We start from the raw sequence: 17,637 nt of genomic DNA on the forward strand, positions 1-17,637 counted from the left end.
CCGTTTTGGGGGGTGGACGCGCGGCGGGCCGCGTGTGGGCGCGCGGGGGGGGCGGGACGGGGCACCCCCCGCACCGGGTTCTTTATTTCCACCCGGGGGGGGCCCCCCCCCCCCCGGGGGGGCCCCCCCCCCGCCCCCTGCCGTCACCTGCTTGTCAGGCCGTCGATTGCCTGCCGCCTGGTGGCACAGATCCGCTTCGGTGCGCCAGCGCGCTCCTGCGTTCGTGTTCGAAGTGCGCCTTGCTCGCGCAGGTCGGAACGGCGCCACAGCGGAGAGTCCGCTCCTTGGTCGTGCTCTTCCCAGGGGCGGATCACCTCCCTAGAATGCGCAAAATATCCCGAATGTGCATTTTGGTCGGCCTTCAGGAGACCGCAATGACCCTCGACGACTTCATCCCGCGGCCCATCGACAACGACGGTTGGCTCGAACCTCTCGGTGACCCGGACCAACTGACGGCAGTCGACAAGGCCTTGGCTCTGCTGCGGGCACTCGCCCGACAGGACGGCGAGGTCGGGGTCACCGAACTCGCGCGGCAGACCCGGTTGAGCAAGTCGACGGCCTTCCGGCTGCTGGGCATCCTCCAACGCAACGGATTCGTGGAGCGCGCGGGCAACAAGTACCGTCTGGGTCCGCGGCTTTCCGAAATGGGCTCCCGCGTGTACGGCCCCACCCTGGCCTTGCTTCGCGAACGCCTGCTGCCCCACCTCGCGGAGCTCTACGAACTGACGCATGAAACCGTCCACCTCGCCGTTTTGCATGGTAGCGAGATCGTGTACGTGAACAAACTCCATGGCCACCGGGCCGCACGCTCCCCGTCTCGCATCGGCGCGCGACTGCCCGCCTACTGCACAGGTGTGGGCAAGGCCCTGCTCGCCTTCGACCACGACGCCGCGGAACTGGCCATCGCGGCGGGTCTCCCCGCGCACACGCGGCACACCCTCGCCGACCCGGCCCGGTTCCGCGCCGAGCTCCAACGCATCCGGCAGGAGGGCATCGCCCACGATCGCCAAGAGGCCGTACTCGGCCTTGCCTGCGTCGCCGCCCCGATCATGGGAAGCACCGGCCGCGCCGTCGCCGCCCTCTCCGTCGCCAGCACCGACCTGCGATTCCAACCAGACCACTTCGCCCCGATCCTGCGCCGAATCGCGTACCAGGCCTCGTTGGCGATGAGGGCTTGTGGCCCCTGAGCCGATCGGCACTCGAATCGGTGATCCCGAGTTCCCGAACGGCCCAGGAGCCCGGACCGAGCGCGGGTTCACTCGGGTCGTACCGGCTCGTGGCCTCGCACGCGAACGGCGCCTGATCGAGGAGAACCACCCACACCGTGACTGCCGCCGTCCCGGCGCCGAGCCAGGCCGCAGACGTGACCTCGACCCCCGCGTCGCGTGAGATCCCTGCGAGCACCGGAACAAGGTCCATGCCCAGTTGGAACGCCGAGACCGTGGTGGTGCCGGCGCGGGCGGAGCGTCCGACGCTACCTTGAACACGCGCCGTAGATGACGGCGTGCAGTACAGTCCCGGCGATCCCGAGCAGCATCACCGCGTGCTCGTGGGCAGCGCCGCCGTGATCTTGTTCTCACGCGGCCCCGGCTGCGGACACACCTTTCGCCGGCGCGGCCGACGCTCCCTCGCGTGCCGCCGAACTCGCGCGCCGGACGATGCCGGTCACGGAATCGGGGGAGCAAAGTCCCCCGAAAGGGTGGCCACTTCCTGCCCGGGCCGGCCTTGCCGCCGACCACGAAGAGAGCCCGGCAGTAGGTGTCACTTGAGTCGCTCGGTGGTGGGGCGGTTGTCCCAGCGGTAGCGCGGGGGTGGAGCGGCGGATGAGCATTCGCAGTGACGATCGCGGCGGACAGGTAGAGGCAGAAGTCCACGACGCGGGCGCGCTTGTCGGTGCAGCGCCGTAGGTTGCCGAAGCCGTTCATCCACGCGCGGCTCCGTTCCACCACCCACCTCGTGCCGGCCTGGATCGGGGCGGGGGCGCCTTTGCAGGCGATTTCGCCGGTGAAGCCCAACTCCCGGCCCGGAGCGAGCACGGCAGGCCGGGGCCGCCCGGCTCGCGGTCAGTCGCAGCCCGCCATCTGCAGCACCTTGATCGAGAGGGATGGCTCAACCACCCCGTGGACGCCCCCGAAGCACCGCAGGCGCTGGGCAGGCCCGCCGACCGGCGCGGAACCGCCGCCACCGACATCGGCCCGATCGCGGCGACCGACCACCATGGGCCAGCACGAGAAGATGCCAGAGTCACCGTCGTGACCTTGATGAACGTGCTCGTCGACTTCGCCCGGACCGGCCGTATCGGCCCGCTCCACTGCGGCATGCCGCTGACCGTGGCCGAGGATCTCCTGGGTCCAGGACGCCCGCACCCCGCCATCCGGATGAGACCGGACATCGACGGCTACCCCTACGCCTGGAACGGCCTGGAACTGGTCATCACCCAACGCGTCGTAAGCGAACTTTGGATCAGGCTCCGGCCGGGCTCGACGACCACGTTGCCGCCCTTGGTCTTGCCAGACGCAGAGTCCAACTCGGCGACAGTGCTCCGAGAAGACCTGATCGCCAGCCTTGATGCCGTCGATTGTCGCCACGATGTCAACGGCCGTCTCACGTTCGGAGAGCAATCCAGCATCCTTACCCACCCCGCGAACGTCTGCGCGGTGTTCTTCACGCCTGGCCGCGACGACCACGTGCCCCATCGTGAACGCCACTACCTCGGCGTGATCCATAAGCACAGCGCTTGACATTCTTGATTCCACAGAAAGGGTGGGAAGTCGTGCGACAGGTAGCGCCACTGGACCCCGGTGCGGTCCACGTACAGGCGCGCCGGGGCGGCCCTGCGCCGCGGCGACGCCCGCGAGGATCACGACCAGGCCGATGCCGGCGATCAAGGACGAGCCGATCGGGAAGCCGGTGGACCGCGGCGTCGACCAACGCCAACGCCACGGCGAACGGCACCAACCAGCACCATGCGATTGCGGTCCACGGCGGAGCCGCCACGGCCAGCGCGCCCACGAAACCCAGCCCCGTCGACACCTCCGGCACCCCAGGCGCCGGACCCACCCGCATCCCACACCATCGGCAACGCCCCCGCGCGGACAACGGCCGCACCGCGACCGGGCCCGGCACAACAACCGCCCCGCCACAGCCGGGGCAGGCCCGCCGAAGCGGTTCGCCCGCGGCACCGCGTACCGGAAGACGACCGAGCGCACGAACGATCCCAGACCGGCCCCGGCCGCGAACACCGCCACGAATATCACCATCACCCGCCATCCTCAGAGCAACCCCCACCCCCACAGGCCCGCACCGCGAGCACCGACGGCCCCGGCAACCCGCGATGCGATCCCTCTTTTCCTTGTCGGATCGGGCGAGTACGGTTCCCGGTTCCGATCCCGGGAGGTCACGTGTGGGTCATCCGTGAATGGACCGACGACGAAGGCCACACCCGCAAAGCCGTCATGAGCGAAGAGGCCGCAGCCCGCTCCGACAAGGAACTCCGCGCGATGCACCGCCGCCTCGAACTCCTCGCCCGACAGCCCCCCGACCCCGCGCTCGGACCCCTCAACGCGGTGCTCAACAGCAACCTCGACGCGTTCGTCCCGGAGCGCCTCGAAGGCATGAACACCCCCGGCCGCCACATCGGCCTCGACGACCTGGTCCCCGGCCTGCTCCACCCGGACCCGGACCCGCAACTCATGGAGACCATCAACCGCATGTTCGACCAACACATCGAGACCATCGCGGAGAGGATCAGGCGCGGCGAGACACGCTGACCCGTCCACGGGCACCGACCGGTCGTCCCCTCCACCGAAGTGCCCGCGCGACGAACAGGAATGGCTCCGGCCACGCGTTGCCGCGGCCGGAGCCATTGCCTCGTCTCCTTCGCGGGGCGCAGCCCGCAGCACACGCCACGAGGCGAAAAGTGTGGACCCCACGAAGGGCACCCACCCACCCTCGCCCCAAACCGGCCCCCGGCGCGGGTAGTTCATTCGAACCAGAGGAACGCACCCCTCCGGCGGACAAACCGGCCACCCGGCCCGGACCCGGAGCCGGGCGCACCGACCGGAGCGCCCGGAGCCTCTCCCGAACGCATCCACCACACGCTAGGACGGCCGAGGCGACCACCCATGCGAACTCGCCCGAACCTGGGTCGCCTGGCCGCGCTGCCCCACGACAGGCACCACGAGGGTCTTCCTTGCGAGTTGCCGATCGTGGCGAGCAGCGTCGTCCGCGGACTCGATCCACACCTGTTGGCCGACGAACGCCGCTCCCGACTGCGCGAACTCGGCGGGCAGTACGTCCACCTGGTGCAATATCGGCTGTGGGAACCGGCCGAGGCGGAGGTCGCGGCCGGGCGGCCGATGGACCGGGCCCGCGCCGCGGTCCTCCGCCGGACCGTCCTGGTGCACTACCGCTGCGCCGGGATCAAGCGCCTCCTGGACGGATACGCGGGGCCGGCGTTGAACCCGGGGGAGGAGTGGGCGGATCGCGCGGCCGCGGACGCCGCCCCGTGCGGCGAACGGTGGGAGCAACTGCCGACCCACGCGGCGTCCGCCACGGGTGCGCGGCCCTCGGCCGGATGGGAGCGCCTCGCCGCGCGCTGCTCCTGGCTCCACGACCCCTGCCGCCAACGCGTGTCGGAGGCCGGTCACGGCTCAGATCCCGCTTCCTTGGCCCGGAGGAAGGCCACCGGACCGGTGGGCCGCGCGCTCGTTGTCGCCTCGACTCGGGGGGCTCTGCCGGACCGCCGGGCCACGCCGACCGCGCGGCGCACGATCGGGCTCAGCGCGGCACGAACCACGTCGGGTCCCCTGGCCGGGTCCTTGCCGGCGCCGGGTGCCTCGCGCAGGAGCGGCCTCCCGCCGTGCCCGGTCGTCTGCGCCATGTAGCGGAAGATGTCGGCCTGGTCACGTGGTGACAGCGAGCCCGAATGCGCACCCTTCGTCGGGCGGAACACCACGCGCCCGGACAGCCGCCCCTGTCGCAGCGCGGCGCTCGCGGTGCGCACGAACTGAAACGCCCCTCGTGGCGCAACGCGGTCTTCGGTGACGGACTGGGTGATATACCAGTTCCGCACGCCCGCACTCGACTGGACGGTCATGTCCAGCAGCGCGGTGATGGGATTGCGCCGGTGCAGTACAGCCGCCTCCTCCGGGACCTCGCGTCGCCCGTAAGCGTGGCGCCGCATCAGGGCGTCGGCCACGGAGGGGTCGAGGATGTCGAGGTCGCAATCGATGAAGACGACCCCGCCGCGACCTCCCGGATGACGGCGCTCGAGATCGGCGCCGACCATGGCTCCGGCGGAACCGACCACCTGCACGATCTGCCTCGGATCGGCCAAGCCCTTCGTCACCAGGTCCTGTTCGACGGCCCGGGCGTCCTCGGTGTTCTTCCCGAAGTTCGCCTTGTGGCCTTCTTGGAACCAGTCCCACCCGTGTCCCCCGGTACCCCGCAGCGCCGGGAGTACGGCCCGCCCGCCACTGGCCAGTGCCACGGCTGATTGCCGCCCGGCCGCGGAGTCGCCGGCAGCCCGATTGAGGTAGGCGAAGCCGCAGTACGAGCGCACGACCGCCAGGGCCTTCCCGGTGAGGCCCTGCGGTTCGGCGACGAGATAGGGAACCGGCGTCCCGTCCTTCGAGGCGGCGTGGTGGAGACGGCCCTGCATCGGCGGAATCGACAGCCGTGCACGCACGTTGCGACTGAAGTTCGTCACGGCCTCGGGCTCACCGCCGGCCGGGTCCACCCGGTACGTCTCCGTCGCCCGGCCCCATGCGCCGAAGGTGAACAGCAGGGCGCCGTCGGGCGCCGTGGCGAGACCGTCGACGGCACCGATGGCGCCCACGATCCGCTCGCTGTCGCCCTCGTATACCGGCGGGCCGGGCAGGTCGACGTATCGGGGTCGATCCGTCCCGCTCGGGTCGACGACGGCGATCTCGAACAGCAGACCGGATCGGACGCGGGACACCGCGATCATCTCCCGGCCGTCCACCTCGACCGGCGTGTAGTCGATGATCTGGGCGCCGGGTTCCTCCGGAACAAGCGTTCGCCGGCGGTCCAGGCGGGATTGGATGTCGTGGGCCCGATCACCGGAGACGGGCAGCTCGACCCGGGACAGGGTCCCGTATCCAGCCCGGCCCCGCTCGCGGAGCAACAGGTTTCCGTTCGCGTCGAAGGTCGCCTCGGTGAGGTGCGCCCGATCGTGGTTCACCTCGTGGACCTGTCCGCTCTCCAGCGAGACCAGTGCCATCTTGTTGCCGATGCCCCACAGAGCCACGCATTCGGCGACCGCCAGCCATCTACCGTCCGCCGAGGCGGCCAGTTCGTGCAGATACACCGGGTCGAAAGCGTCGCCCAGGTCGAGTCTTCGGTCGGCGGTCCCGGAGCCGATCCGATGGTGGTACAGGGCGTGTTGGCTCGCGCCTCCGGTCGTACGCACCGCCCTTTCGTAGACGAACTCGCGCGGGCCGGTGAAGGCCACGGCATGCACCGCGGGGTCCAAAACCTCCACGGTTTTCCCGGTGCGCGCGTCGATGACGCGCGCGACCGTGGTCGAGTCGGCTCCGGTCTCGCCCACGTCGCAGATCACCAGATATCGGGGATCACCCTCCTCGGGAGGTCCCACCACCCAGCCGCCGCGGCCGATGCCGACACCGGAGCGTGGGCGGGCCGGATACAGCAACTCCCGCCTGGCACCGGCCGGATCGGTGACGAAGAGGGTGCGGCCCGGTGAGCCGACGGCGGCCTCGATCGTGAAGGACCAGCCTCCGGAGCGTTGCGGCAGCGTTCGATCCCCACTGCGAAGGGCTTCGAAGGCGCCGTTGAGCGAGTCGCCACTCGGCGGCGCCAGGGCTTCCCCGACCGCCCGCGAGCCCGCCAGCCAGGCGCGACGCGCCGGGGTGTCCGCCCGTTCACCGTCGTAGACGGACGGGAACACCGGGAACGGAGGTTGGGGCACCGTTTTGAAATCCTTCGGGGACTCGCCGCTCACGCCGCCCTCCGTTTCAAGTTCCGGCGACGCCGCCGAAACGGTGCCCCACCGTAGCAGCGCACGCGACCGGTGAGACGCCGGACGAACAAGCGCGGGGACCGTGGTCACCCTGCTCGCTCCGCCACCCGCACCGCACAAACGAACAACCCCCGCGGCGCTGCAACTCGGCCGACCTCGGCCGCAATTGGGTGCCTCCGGCAGACAGTCGAACCCGCGCTGCCCCAACTGCGCGCCGCGCTGCTCACGGCGTTCGCCTGCCCGCCCGTCTCTGGTCAACCGCACGCCGGCTGCGGACCACGCCCTCATCGACGCTCTGAGCTTGATCTTTAACCCCGGCAAGGTTGGTCTTGCCGGGGTTTGTGCGTTTGGCGAACAGCAACGCGGCCGCCCTGGAAGCTTCGAGATGTCGAGTAACGAAGCAAACAGGAACGGCCGCTGTGACGAGTCTTCTGCAGGATCCCGCCCGCGTCGAGTCCCTGAACGTGTTGTCCCGCTTCAGGACGGACTTCCACGACTGCCCCTTTCTGTCAAAGTAGGACGAGTCAGGTAATCTTCACAAATCAATGAGTCGAGGGCGGAGAAGGAGGATCCCGATGGCCGGCAGCAGAGACCGTGGGACGCCGGATCCGCAGGTGGAGCCCCGATCGGTGACGCGTCGTTTCAGTGCGGCGTACAAGGAGCGGATCCCGGCCGAGTACGAGGGCCTGGACAAGCAGGGCAAGGGTGCCCTGCTCCGGCGGGAGGGCCTGTACTCGTCGTTGATCTCGGCGTGGCGGCAGCAGCGGGACGACGGCGCGCGGGTGGCGCTCGCGGCCCGGCCGGGTCGGCCGAAGGCCGATCCGCGGGAGCGGGACATTGCCGCCTCGAACGTGAAGTCGCGCGGATCAAGGGCGAGTTGGGTATGGCCCGCAGCGTAATCGAGGTGCAGGGAAACTCTCCGCGCTGCTGGATCAATTCGCCACCGGCAGCCCGGGCACGAACACGGGCGAGAAGGCCTGACGGTCGACCTCGGCACGCCCGGCGGGTTCGGCGAGGCGTTCGAGGCAGCCCGTGAACGGGCTCTGGAGGACCTGACGCCGACGATCGGCCGCGCAAGGGCGTGCGCGGCCGTCGGCGTCAACCGGGCCACCTGGTATCGCCCGAACCGTCTCTCGCCCGTCCCGCCGAGCCCCGAGCGGCCGCGCCGACCGTATCCTCGCGCGTTGACGGCGGTCGAGCGGGCGGAGGTGGTGGCGACGTTGCACTCGCCGAGGTTCGCCGATTCGGCCCCGGCCCAGGTCCGGGCACCACGCTGTTGGACGAGGCCGTCCACCTGTGTTCGGAGTCCACGATGTATCGGATCCTGCGCGAGCGCGCCGAGGTCCGCGAACGCCGACGACAGGCCGCCCATCCGCCCCGCGTGAAACCGGAGTTGGTGGCAACGGCCCCGAACACGGTGTGGTCGTGGGACGTAACGAAGCTGCGCGGACCGGATCGGCGGGTGTTCTTCTGCCTCTACACGATGATCGACATCCACTCCCGATACACGGTGGGCTGGATGGTCGCGGATCGCGAACACAAGGAATTCGCAAGGCAGTTCGTCACGGAGTCGGTCGCCCGACAGAACGCGGACGCTCGTCGGCTGACGATCCACGCGGACCGCGGAGCGATCCAGACCGCGAAGTCCGTCGCGGAGCCGATGGCCGACCTCGGAGTATCGAGATCGCACTCGCGGCCCAGGACGTCGAACGACAACCCGTACTCCGAAAGCCAATACAAGAGCCTGAAGTACCGACCGGACTTCCCGACGCGGTTCGCTTGCATCGCGCACGCGCGCGAGTAGGGCGCGGAGTTCTTCGACTGGTACCACCACGACCACCGGCACTCCGGGATCGGCTACCACACGCCCCACGACATGCACCACGGCCTGGCCGAAGTCGTACGCGAAGTCCAAGCGGACACGCTCGCCGACGCCTACCGAGACCATCCCGAATGATTCGTCCACGGACCTCCCGAATCACCGCGCATTCCCACCCACGCGTGGACCAACAAGCCCACCGAACACCACCAGGAACACGCCCCGCACAGCGTTAACCATCCCTATCTGCCTTGATCGCGTTGACAGGTTCCGGCCACCGCAACCACCCGCACCGGCGAACTCAGCCCCTCGGGGAACGACCGTCGGGCTGCTCCGACTCCTTTGTGTCGCCTTGAGCAGACGGCTTGCGCCGTCGCCTCGCGCGATCAGTCGGCGGCCTCACTCCAGGGCTGTGGTCACGTAATTTCCGAGGCTCTGCCCGCCGGCTGGAGCCGGCCGTCCCGGTCACTGCTGTCGGTTGGTCGAGGAGGCTTCCTGGTCAGTCCCACCACAGCACGACGAGAAGGCCCTGCGGGCTGCTTGTGTGTAGAAGTCACGGAGTGCGCCGAAGTGGCCAAGCAGGTATTCGGTGGGATCGCCGATGAACCCGTTGCCGAGCTCGGATTCCGTGCCGCTGTCCAGGACCGACCGGAGGATCGCCCGCATGTCGATCTCTTCGAGCAGCGCCGACACCCGGACGACTGCGTCCGGGCACAGGGCCGTCGCGGCGGAGTTGCCGAAGAAGGCGATCGCATGCGGGTGCGCGTTGAGAAAGCCCGGATCGATGTCGCCGTCGCCGTCGGTCGCGCGTTTGAGCGCCTCGAGGCGGACGGTGTCCAGTCGCGCCAGTTCGCAGGCTCGCGCCGGCATGGAGGGCGCCCAGTCCAGATCCAGCCAGTCCTCGGACGGCGGATCCCAATGATGATCTCCGTCGGGTGATTCTTCGGCCGACCGACGGCAGGCGGCGATGTACTCCGCCGAGACTCGGGCGAGTTGCTGGGTGACGGCCATGACGGCAGTATCCCGACGCTGTCCACCGGATTTGCAGCCGGCAGTGATCACGCCGAGGAGATCGTGCCGATGGCTCGTCGGCAGCCCGGCGAACCGCGACGCCACGTTTCGCGGGTGGCCACCGCGTCTACCGGGTGTCGGTCACCTCGGCGAACTCGACGCGTCCGGTGTCGTCGATCGCGAGCAGGCTTCCGGTGCGAGGGTGGCGGGACCGGGCCGCGAAATCCGGTTCGACGAGCAGTCGCCGGCCGGTGGCGATCTCGTAGACGGCCAGGTGGGGTTGGAGGGAGTAGACGAGGGTGCCGTCGGCGGCGAGGTTCGCGACCGGTCCCGGGAACCAATCCGTCTCCGCCCCGGTTTCCGCGTCGTAGACGCGTACACCGTCGTGCAGTTGCTCCTCCACACCGAACCCCCACACCGCGAGCCGCCGGTCGTCGAGCCAGACCCGGGGGGCGTCCCAGGTCTCGAGTCTGGGGGCGAGTTCACGGCGGGTGGGGCCGTCCTCGGACTCCCAGGGGTTGACGCTCAGCCACGCCTGCAGATCCCACACCGCGAGGACACCGCACGGAGACCACATCCATCCGTCCGACACGATGCGGCGTCCAGCGGGCGAGACGCTCAGACCACAGAAGAAGTAGTCGAGGTAGTGCTCATCGACGGGAGTCTCGCGCCGGTGGCTCGGGGACGCGCGTTCGGTGCGAACGGCGCCCGTCGACGGGTCGGAACAGTCGAGCCGATTCCACGCGGTGGCGTGCACCAGCACCGTGCGTCCGGCGACATCGGCGAAGGCGACGGGGAACTCGCAGACGTCCTCGTGATAGTCGCCGCGGTCGAGTCGCATCGTGACCCGCCCGGACGCCGTCTCCAGCACCACGCCGTGTCGACCCTTCGCCTGGGCGACGGCGACGAAACGTCCGGCGCGGTCGGTGGCGACGACGAGTTCGCCGTTCGCGCCCTTGCCGTGCGAGCCGAGGGGGATCGCGGCGATCTCTCGCGTGCGTCCCGTACGACCGTCCAATTCCAGCAACACGTCGTCGCACGCGACGATCCAGCGCTCACCCGGAGCGTCGACGACCGGGGCCACGGCCCGAAAGCCGTCGAGGCGAACATCCGCGGGACGGCGCAGGAGCGCGAGCCGGTCCGGACCGTCGATCGCCCCGGGGAATCCCACGACCCCATCCCAAAAGCCGCTGCGTTCCAGGCGCTCGACGACCTCGGCCGAGGCCACGGCGAGGTCCGCGACCCCACGGTTCCCCTCCGCCGTCGAGCGCTCTGCGCAGTGCTTGCAGACGTAGTCGAACGTGCGCCGGCCCGGATGAAAGACCCGCAGGAACGCCGCGTCGTCCACGGCAAGATGCGGACACACCCCACGCGCGTCACGGTGGGCCCATCCCGGTATCGGAGTCGTCATCCGGCGACCCTAGTCGGGCGCCACTCGACCGTGCCGGCGAAAAAACCCGCGCGGCGGGGTGGCACGGTCGGCCCGACGCGGATTTGCGACCCGCGTCACCTTGCGCGGCCATCTGCCTGACTCACGGGCACGGACAACGTGATCTGCTCCCCCCGCGACTGCGGCAATCGCGTTCTGGGACGCTCCGCTCGCTGTGAGCTCCACGGCCAGGCGCACCAGTTCCTCCTCGCGGCCGGCGGCGTTGCCAAGGGCAACGGCCACGATGACACCGCACGACGCCGTCCCTACACGCGCCGGCATGTGCGAAACACCTTTCTTCGGGTTCGCGCCGAGGCTGCCTGCGCTGGACCGCATGTGGGCGTCGCGGGCCCATGGATTCGCGCGGGAACAGGCACAAAGAATCCCGCAGGTGAGGTATCGCACGATGGTGATCGACGGAGACGCCTGCGCGGCCACGAACCGCCGCACAGGGGCGAACGCGATGGACGACGTGTGGGGATCTACGACACCTCGCCGGGGTAGGCGGCGCGATCGACGCGCAGGGAAGGCGTAGCCGAACGATGAACAAGGCCTGCGTGCGCGGCGTCTTCAGCGCGCCCCGGTGGCGGCCCGTAGGTCACGGACACCGACGGCGTTCGGGTGGCGTCGGGTGAGGTCGGTGACGATGGGGCGTATGGCGGGCCGGTCACGCACTCGCCTCACGCATCGCCGGGGAGGGGGATCGCCGCCGACTGCTCGGTCATGACATCGGCGACGAACGGCCTGCTGCGGACCTTCGTCCGGCAGCAAGTCGGACGGGACGCCGAACCGAGCGCCTGCGTCCTGGACAGCCAGAGCGTCAGGACCTCCGCCAACGTGCACGCGGTCGACCAGGGCGTCGACGCTGGCAAGCGCATCGCGGGCCGCAAACGCCACGTTGCCGTAGACACCCTCGGCCTGCTCCCAACCGTGTGGGTCACCGCAGCCAGCGTCTCCGACAACACCGGCGGTGTCCGTCTGCTCTCCCGGGGCTCCCCCCGTCACCCGCGCATGGCCAAGGCGTTCACCGATACCGCCTACCGCCCCCAGGCCGTCGGACACGGCGCCGAACTCGGTATCGACGTCCGGGTCGTCCGGCGCGCCCCCGACGACCGGACACGCGGGTTCAAGGTCATTGCCTGGCGGTGGATCGTCGAACGCACCCTGGGCCATCGACTGGCTCATGCACCACCGCCGACTGGCCCGCGACTACGAAACCCACCCGCACCGCTCAGAAGCCATGATCCACGTCGCGATGATCGACCTGACGAGCCGACGCCTCACCCGTGAATCAACCCTGAACCGGCGCGGCACACAGCCCGCCCGGGCAGTCCGCAACAGCCCGGGGTGAACTGTCAGCCCTCGTCGAAGCCGCGGAAGGTCCCTGATCCATCAGCAGCTTCGGCGAACTCCGCAAAGTCCATGTTCCCGATGCTGAGGTTGGCCGAGACATCGGGAATCCACCGAACCGGCACTCGGAACGTCCGCCCGGGTTGGTCCGACAGGTCCACGGCCAAAAACGGGTGAACCGGGTCCTCCATCGTCGTTGTGTCCGCCACGAACAGGTGGAAGATCCGGTCGTCGTCTTCTGCGGCCGCCTCTTCATCCAGCAGTACCTGGACGCCCACGTCGGCGAAACGCCGGTCGCTCACGCACGTGGCGTGGGGATACTCGTCGACGGCATCGAGCGCGACTCGCACCGCGTTCCAGGCTCCCTCGTCGCCGAAGTCGGTACGCAGAACCAGCGAGGTCAGATCATCCGGTAGAGGCAGAGGCATGCCGCAAGGTTCTCACTCGGCCGTGACATCGACTGTCGCAGCGGCAGGAGGCGCTCACCACAACGACATGACCGCCCCAGCCTTGAACGGCAGCCCGGGATTGCCAAACACCCCACTTGTTCCCGCAGGCCGACATGCGCGACACCGACGACATCCTCGACCGCCCGATCGTCCGCGAGATGATCGACTTCGAACGGCCCGTCGCCGCGCTGTTCGTCTCCGTCCTGCACTGCATCCCCGACCGCCACGACCCCAAGGCCCTGATCCGCCGGGTCGCCCGACGGCTGTGTCCGGGGAGTTTCCTGGTGGTGTGCCAACTCGTCAGCGAGAACCCCCACGTCCGCCGGAGCGTCACCGACTTCATCGCGTCGTCCGGCACTCAGCCGGTGACCGCCCGCTGTTCGGCGCGAGCCGTGGGTCATGGCGGACACCGCCGAACTCGTCACCGACGCCGACGGGTGGACGCTCCGAAGCGCAACAGGCTGCCGAACGGCACACAGCGAGCACACGATCGCCATCACCGACGGCGGCGCCGAAATCCTCACCTTGCCGAAGGGGGCGCACTCGTGAGATCGGAGCTGTGATCGTTGCCACAGACCGCCGCCGTCCAACGGCTAGTATTCCGGCCTGTTTACAAGCCCCGGGTTTCCACGGTTTCGAATCACGGGCAGGACGCTGTCGGCCGAGGCGACGGCGTCATCGACTCAGTTCGGCACGTTGGTCAGCGCGTTGCGACGCGAGGGCGCCGACCCCGGCCGGGAAGGGCCGGCCGTGGGCGCTTTCGTTGGAGGACCGGGTTCTCCTGGTCGCCGCGTACCGGCGCACGAACCTGACGCTGCGCCAACTCGCACCACGGTTCGGGTGTCGAAGACCGCAGCCGGACCGCGTCGTGTGGACCACTTTGGGCCCTTGCTCGCGATCCAACCGCCCAAGCGGTTCCGCAAGGACGCCGTGTTCATCGTCGACGGCACCCCGGTGTCGACCCGCGACCACACGGTGGCCGAACGCTCCGAGAACTACCGGTACTTCACGAACCACCAGGTCGATATCGACGCCTACACCCGCCTGGTCGTCGCGGTCGGCCGCCCGGTCACCGGCAACCGCAACGACCGCGAGACCTGGGGCCTGTCCGGCGCGGCGGCAGCCGTCGGCGCCGCGCGGGTGATCGGCGACGGCGGCTACCGCGCACCGGCGTCCTCGTCCCGCACCGCCGCGAACGCGGCCGGGAAGAGCACATCACTGCGGTCGGAACCGATGTGGCATGGCGCGTCCTCGGACGGCGAGGGCCGGGAGGACGGGCGTGTCCACGGCGGTGCGGCGATCTGCGGTGAGGGTGTCGATCTGCTCCTGGTCGCGAGCCACGGCGGCACGGAGTTCCCGACGTCGAATCACACGGCAACCACACTCCCGAGCCGAGCCACCCCGTCGACCGCGCCGTGTACGGCCCAGGGCCTCGTGCCGGCGGGCCTTCCGAGCGTCGCCGACTTCCACCCGCCGACGTCGCTCTCGCCCGGCGTCCCCGGGAGTGGAGCGGCTACGACACCAGCGAGGCCGAACAGGCGAGCCCGGACCCGGAGTTGGACCGACGTATCGCGGCGGCGGGCCCGTGGTGAGCGGCGCCTTGCATGTCGTGCCGGCCGAGAGCGCCATGGTCGTCGCGGGACGCGCGAACGCCATGGCGTCCAGGCTCATGCATCGCGCGCACGCCCAACCGGGCTGGTTCCCGTACGCTCCGGCCTGCGCCCTGGTCGAGGCCGGCCGGATTCGCCCCGGTGCCGCCGAGCGCATCGCCGCGCTGCCCGGCGTCGGCGTCCTCGAACTGGACCTGTCCGCCGCACTGGCGATCGCCCCGGACGACACCCGGGGCGCGGCACACGCCCGCCACGCGGCCCGGCCCACCCTCGAACGTCCGGGCGGCGCGTTCGTGGCCACCACCACCCCCGACCGATGGGCCGGACAAGCAGTACGGGTCCTCGACCTCAGCCGCTGACCCCCTCGGTCCGGCGACATCCGCCGTGGCGAGCCGGGGGACAGGGTTCGGACCCGTGGCGCGGCGCCGTTCGAGAGCGCTGCTTCCGCGCGGAAGCACCATGTGCTGGTGGATGCTCCGCCCATGTCGCCACCGGCAGCTCCACCAACCCGCCGCTGCGCCGCGGTCCATTGTCGGCCAAGCGTGCCCCACCTCAAGGTCCTCGACCGTGAGGGCATTCCTCGCCACCTCGCATCCCTGAACGGCCCTTCTCAGACGCCCTCTTGTAGCATCTCTGCGATGGGGACGGGGAGCCCGCCCACAGGGCGGCGCCATGGTGTGGGACGTCGGATAGGTCCGTATCTCGTCGAGCGATCGCTCGGTGAGGGAGGCATGGGCCGGGTGTATCTCGCGCGTCCGGCGGACGATGCGGCGGGCAGACGGGTCGCGGTCAAGATCATCCACCCGCATCTGTCCCGCGACCCGTCGTTTCGCGCGCGCTTCGCGCGCGAGGTGGCTGCCGCGCGGGCGGTGCGGAGCCGGTACCTCGTCCCGTTGGTGGCAGCCGACCCGCAGGCGGAGGAGCAGTGGCTGGCCACGGCCTATGTGGAGGGCCCTTCGCTGCGCGAAGTGGTCGACGCATGGGGTGGGTTCGGGGACTACGCGTTGCGGGGCCTCGGGGTTGCCCTCGCGGGTGCGCTGCGCGACATCCACGCCGCAGGGCTCGTGCACCGCGATCTCAAGCCGTCCAACGTGTTGATGGACGCCGACGAGGGACCGTTGGTGATCGACCTGGGCATCGCGCGCGCCGCGGACGCGACGAAGCTGACCGGCACGGGCGTGTTGATCGGCACTCCCGGCTACATGGCTCCCGAGCAGTTGGTCCTCGCGGACTCGGCCCCGCCCGCCGATGTGTTCGCGCTCGGTGCCGTACTCGCTTTCGCCGCGACGGGCCGTCGCCCCTTCGGTGCCGGACCCGCCCATGTCGTCGGGTACCGCGTCACCACGTGCGAACCGGACCTGGAAGGCGCGGCGGAATGGATTCTTCCGATCCTGCTCGGGTGTCTCGCGAAGGACCCTGCCGAGCGGTTGACTCCGGAGGAGGTGATCGCGTCCCTCGATCCGAAGGGGGACCGGGCCTCGGCGTCACCGACACCCGGGCGTGTACGGCGATGGCGACCCGTGCTCGCGGCCGTGACCTCGTTGGTCGTCGTGGTGGGCGCGGGTGTTGCGGTGAAGCTCGGCGACGACGGCGCCGCACCCGGCGCGGTGGGTGGCCCGTCGACCACGTCCACGGCGCCGGCCGTTCGGCCGCCCGTGATCGAGACGGCCGAACCCACCGCCTCGGCGTACCCGCCGGCTCCCAAGCTCCCTGACCCCACGAGCGCGCTCGCCGGGGCGGCGTCGCCGGCGTCGTGGACGCGCGCCTGGAACGAGACGTTCGCGCCGCAAGCCTCCACGACGACCCCGCCGGGGAGTGCGAACGGGCCCTACGCGATCGACGCGTGGTTGACCGATCGGGTGCTGGTCGGTGTCGGTGGCACCGATGTTCGCGGCACGGACCCGGACACGGGCCGCCGGTTGTGGACACTGCGCCCGCCGAGGGCGGGCATGTACCCCTGCCAGGCGGCGCGCGACCTCGACGGCGACATCGGGATCGTGATCTTCGGCGCGATCGTGGACAGGATACCCACATGCGATCGCGTGGTCGCCGTGGACATCTCGACCGGCGAAGCGTTATGGGACAAGCCCCGCCCGGGCCGCAACACGGACCACTTCGAAAACGATGTCTCGGCACAGCCGGTCGGCGTCAGCCACGACCGGGTCGTCCTGCGCTCCGGAGACGTGCTGACGGCCTGGAGCTTGCGCGACGGCGCTTTCGCATGGGAGCACGACCTCGCGGCGGAGGGCTGCTCGCTGCAAACCGCGGTCGTGGGGCCGTCCACCGTGGCCGAGGGTGTGACGTGCGACCCCCGCGACAAGACGGACACCGCCCGGGCACGCACCATCCGTTCGGTGAACGTCACGGACGGCCGTGTGCGCTGGACCGGTTCGTTGCCCGGCGGGGTACCGATCGATCGGATCGAGATCGCGGAACCGGTGACCGTGAGCCTTCCCGGACCCGGCGGCGGCGATCCGGGACCGCTCGTCGTGTTCGACGCGAACGGCAGGCCCGGTCCGCGCCTGCAGACCTCCCAGGACTTCGGCGCGCTGGCGCCCGACAAGCGCAACAACCTCCAACTCGCCCCGGCCGTTTTCGGCTGGAAGAACACCGTCGTGGTCCTGGTCACCGAGGGCGGCTGGAACATGCCGAGGGGGATCGCCGCCGTCGACGCCGACACCGGCCGGGTGCGCTGGCATCGGAGCAGGCCCGAGGGCGGCATGACGTTCGTGTTGGGTGTCGATGACCAAGGTGTCCTGGCGCTCGCTGCGGACGAGCCTCGCGGGCTGACCCGATACGCCCTGGCAGACGGCGCGCCCCGCCCTGCGGGCACGCTGCTCGAAGGCGGTTCCCTGGCCTCCTACAACTACGCCGCGGCCCGACTGGCGGGGAACAATCTGATGTTGGTCACCGGCCGGACAGCGGACCCGGGAGTGGTCACGATGTGGAAACCGCAGGGGTAGGTG

11 protein-coding genes and 5 pseudogenes are annotated in these 17,637 nt (G+C 70.1%); 11 read left to right on the forward strand and 5 right to left on the reverse strand.

What is annotated here, in order from left to right:
- The first annotated feature begins 374 nt into the window (after positions 1 to 374).
- A complete protein-coding gene (locus ACIBSV_RS42690; RefSeq protein ID WP_395872883.1) occupies positions 375 to 1,187 on the forward strand; it encodes an IclR family transcriptional regulator in 813 nt (270 codons plus the stop codon).
- Between the two features lie 574 nt (positions 1,188 to 1,761).
- Here the strand turns inward: ACIBSV_RS42690 and ACIBSV_RS42695 are convergent.
- A pseudogene (locus ACIBSV_RS42695) lies at positions 1,762 to 2,018 on the reverse strand (IS5/IS1182 family transposase); the annotation flags it as partial.
- A gap of 102 nt (positions 2,019 to 2,120) precedes the next feature.
- On the opposite strand from ACIBSV_RS42695, the gene ACIBSV_RS42700 reads away from it, so the two are divergent.
- Together ACIBSV_RS42700 and ACIBSV_RS42705 are read left to right on the forward strand one after the other, a co-directional pair.
- The gene (locus ACIBSV_RS42700; protein WP_395872884.1) at positions 2,121 to 2,741 is read left to right on the forward strand and encodes a hypothetical protein; all 621 of its coding nucleotides are present in this window, start codon (positions 2,121 to 2,123) and stop codon (positions 2,739 to 2,741) included.
- 660 nt (positions 2,742 to 3,401) lie between these two features.
- A complete protein-coding gene (locus tag ACIBSV_RS42705; protein WP_395872885.1) occupies positions 3,402 to 3,770 on the forward strand; it encodes a hypothetical protein in 369 nt (122 codons plus the stop codon).
- A gap of 875 nt (positions 3,771 to 4,645) precedes the next feature.
- Here the strand turns inward: ACIBSV_RS42705 and ACIBSV_RS42710 are convergent.
- Complete coding sequence (locus tag ACIBSV_RS42710) at positions 4,646 to 6,952, reverse strand: prolyl oligopeptidase family serine peptidase (RefSeq protein WP_395872886.1); 2,307 nt, start codon at positions 6,950 to 6,952, stop codon at positions 4,646 to 4,648.
- Between the two features lie 626 nt (positions 6,953 to 7,578).
- On the opposite strand from ACIBSV_RS42710, the gene ACIBSV_RS42715 reads away from it, so the two are divergent.
- Both ACIBSV_RS42715 and ACIBSV_RS42720 read left to right on the forward strand, forming a co-directional pair.
- Positions 7,579 to 7,902 (forward strand): hypothetical protein, encoded by a 324-nt coding sequence (locus ACIBSV_RS42715; protein WP_395872887.1) that lies wholly within the window; start codon positions 7,579 to 7,581, stop codon positions 7,900 to 7,902.
- Between the two features lie 413 nt (positions 7,903 to 8,315).
- Positions 8,316 to 8,807 carry a transposase gene (locus ACIBSV_RS42720; protein ID WP_395872888.1) on the forward strand — a complete coding sequence of 164 codons (492 nt, stop codon included), beginning with the start codon at positions 8,316 to 8,318 and terminating at the stop codon, positions 8,805 to 8,807.
- A 480-nt stretch (positions 8,808 to 9,287) separates the two neighbouring features.
- On the opposite strand, the gene ACIBSV_RS42725 is transcribed toward ACIBSV_RS42720, so the two are convergent.
- Both ACIBSV_RS42725 and ACIBSV_RS42730 read right to left on the reverse strand, forming a co-directional pair.
- On the reverse strand, positions 9,288 to 9,833 hold the full coding sequence (locus ACIBSV_RS42725) for a DUF1877 domain-containing protein (protein ID WP_395872889.1): 546 nt from the start codon (positions 9,831 to 9,833) through the stop codon (positions 9,288 to 9,290).
- A gap of 127 nt (positions 9,834 to 9,960) precedes the next feature.
- The gene (locus ACIBSV_RS42730) at positions 9,961 to 11,244 is read right to left on the reverse strand and encodes a hypothetical protein (protein WP_395872890.1); all 1,284 of its coding nucleotides are present in this window, start codon (positions 11,242 to 11,244) and stop codon (positions 9,961 to 9,963) included.
- A gap of 756 nt (positions 11,245 to 12,000) precedes the next feature.
- On the opposite strand from ACIBSV_RS42730, the pseudogene ACIBSV_RS42735 reads away from it, so the two are divergent.
- Positions 12,001 to 12,613, forward strand: a pseudogene (locus ACIBSV_RS42735) (transposase); the annotation flags it as partial.
- Positions 12,614 to 12,617: 4 nt separating this feature from the next.
- Here ACIBSV_RS42735 and ACIBSV_RS42740 read toward each other — a convergent pair.
- Positions 12,618 to 13,040 carry a DUF6924 domain-containing protein gene (locus ACIBSV_RS42740; RefSeq protein WP_395872891.1) on the reverse strand — a complete coding sequence of 141 codons (423 nt, stop codon included), beginning with the start codon at positions 13,038 to 13,040 and terminating at the stop codon, positions 12,618 to 12,620.
- A 125-nt stretch (positions 13,041 to 13,165) separates the two neighbouring features.
- Here ACIBSV_RS42740 and ACIBSV_RS42745 point away from each other — a divergent pair.
- The 5 genes and pseudogenes from ACIBSV_RS42745 to ACIBSV_RS42765 all read left to right on the forward strand — a co-directional run.
- Positions 13,166 to 13,495: pseudogene (locus tag ACIBSV_RS42745) on the forward strand (SAM-dependent methyltransferase); the annotation flags it as partial.
- Positions 13,449 to 13,610: pseudogene (locus tag ACIBSV_RS42750) on the forward strand (type I methionyl aminopeptidase); the annotation flags it as partial. The pseudogenes ACIBSV_RS42745 and ACIBSV_RS42750, both read left to right, overlap by 47 nt.
- Positions 13,611 to 13,700: 90 nt before the next feature.
- Positions 13,701 to 14,272 (forward strand): annotated as a pseudogene (locus ACIBSV_RS42755) (transposase family protein); the annotation flags it as partial.
- A gap of 377 nt (positions 14,273 to 14,649) precedes the next feature.
- Complete coding sequence (locus tag ACIBSV_RS42760; protein WP_395872892.1) at positions 14,650 to 15,030, forward strand: hypothetical protein; 381 nt, start codon at positions 14,650 to 14,652, stop codon at positions 15,028 to 15,030.
- Between the two features lie 279 nt (positions 15,031 to 15,309).
- Positions 15,310 to 17,634: a protein kinase gene (locus ACIBSV_RS42765; protein ID WP_395872893.1), complete on the forward strand. Its 2,325-nt coding sequence runs from the start codon at positions 15,310 to 15,312 to the stop codon at positions 17,632 to 17,634.
- Positions 17,635 to 17,637 lie beyond the last annotated feature (3 nt).

Origin of the sequence: Embleya sp. NPDC050154 (assembly GCF_044460165.1) — a bacterium.
In the GTDB taxonomy this organism is placed as follows: Bacteria; Actinomycetota; Actinomycetes; order Streptomycetales; family Streptomycetaceae; genus Embleya.